This window comes from Mesorhizobium sp. M7A.F.Ca.CA.004.04.2.1, assembly GCF_004022825.1.
GTDB lineage: Bacteria > Pseudomonadota > Alphaproteobacteria > Rhizobiales > Rhizobiaceae > Mesorhizobium.
Genome location: NZ_RZPH01001263.1, coordinates 1 through 1,480, shown reverse-complemented (window position 1 = coordinate 1,480; position 1,480 = coordinate 1). Strand labels below are relative to the sequence as shown.

The following is a 1,480-nucleotide window of genomic DNA, read 5'->3' as shown; positions in this document are numbered from 1 at the left end:
TCGATTGGTAGATCAATAGGCGATACTAGACCAGCATGCAGAATCGGCGGCAGCGCGCTCGTCCGTCGCCGCAGGGGGAGAGACAGACTTGGGCAGACGACGACAGGGCGAAAGCGAAGACGGTCGAGGCGAGGCAACCGAGCAGGTCGCCAGCGAAAGCCGAACGGATCGCCTCAGGATTCGCGCCGCCTGGATGTATTTCGTCGAACAGATGACGCAGAACGAGATCGCCGACGTGCTCGGCGTCGGTCGCGTCACCATCGTGCGCATGCTGGCGGATGCCCGGGCGCGCAACGAAGTGAAGATCACCATCGAGAGCGAATTGTCGGAAATCGTGCGGCTTGAGCGCGCGCTGGAGAAGACGTTCGGGCTGCAGCAGGCGCTGGTGGCGCCGCTTTCGGCACCCAATGCCGATCCGATACCAGCGATCAGCGCCAAGACCGGCAGTTTCCTGTCGGACACGATGAAGTCCGGCATGCGGGTCGGCGTCGGCTGGGGGCAGACGCTGTTCTCGAGCCTGCCCTTCATCAGCGCCAAGTCGCTCACCGATTTCAAGGTGATTTCGCTGCTTGGCGGTGTCGGCGTCGTGCGCCGGGTAAACCCAGCCGAGTTCGCCTGGCGCTTCGCTCAGATATTCCAGGGCGACGGCTATCTGATGCCGACACCAGCCGTCGTCGACAGCGTCGAGACCAAGATCGCACTGATCGAGCGCTGCGGCCTGCAGGAGATTTTCGAAATGGCCGACGTGCTTGATGCCGTTCTGCTGAGCGTCGGCGGGATTGCCTCGGCCACCACCTTCTCTCGGGGCGGCTTTCTCAAGGAGGCGGATCGGGAGGCCCTGCTTGCGCGAGGCGCCGTGGGTGACCTCCTGTTCCATTTCTTCGACCGCAACGGCGATCTGGTCGACCATCCGGTCAACAGCCACGTGATGTCGGTGGATGTCGACCGTCTGCGCAAGGCGCCGATCCGTATCCTCACCTCCGGTGGCGAGGAGAAAACCGAAGCGCTGCTCGGCGCCATGACCCTCATCGCCCCAACCATCCTGATCACCGACGAGGAGAGCGCGCGGCGTATGCTGGAGGCGGTCAGCGGAAGCTGAAACTGTCCGTGATGTAGTCCGGCCAGGCCTGCTGTTCGTCGAAAACAGCGGCGAGATCCGGTGTGTCCGCCAGTATTCCGCTCAGCACCAGCGCGGTGGCGATGCCGGCGCTGTTTCCCCCCGATATATCGTGTTCGACGCTGTCGCCGACACAGACCGCGGTGCCAGGGTCCGGCTCGCCGGCCAGCGCCAGCGCGGCTTCGAAAATCGCCTTGTCGGGCTTGCCGATACGGGTAACGCTGCCGCCCAGGCTTTCATAGAGATCGGCCAGACGACCGGCGCCGAAGCGAGGGCCAACGGTCGTCAGCATGACGATGTCGGGATTGGTGCAGAAACACGGCACCCGCCGCTCTGCAGCCGGCGCGAACAGCCTGCGATAAT

2 protein-coding genes are annotated in these 1,480 nt (G+C 64.0%); one reads left to right on the top strand and one right to left on the bottom strand.

Annotation, left to right across the window (positions count from 1 at the left end):
* Positions 1-88: 88 nt before the first annotated feature.
* On the top strand, positions 89-1,099 hold the full coding sequence (locus EN893_RS33660; RefSeq protein ID WP_127269653.1) for a sugar-binding transcriptional regulator: 1,011 nt from the start codon (positions 89-91) through the stop codon (positions 1,097-1,099).
* Here EN893_RS33660 and EN893_RS33655 read toward each other — a convergent pair.
* On the bottom strand, positions 1,086-1,480 hold a 395-nt coding region (locus EN893_RS33655), incomplete at its 5' end, for a TIGR01459 family HAD-type hydrolase (RefSeq protein WP_128362162.1). The genes EN893_RS33660 and EN893_RS33655 overlap by 14 nt on opposite strands.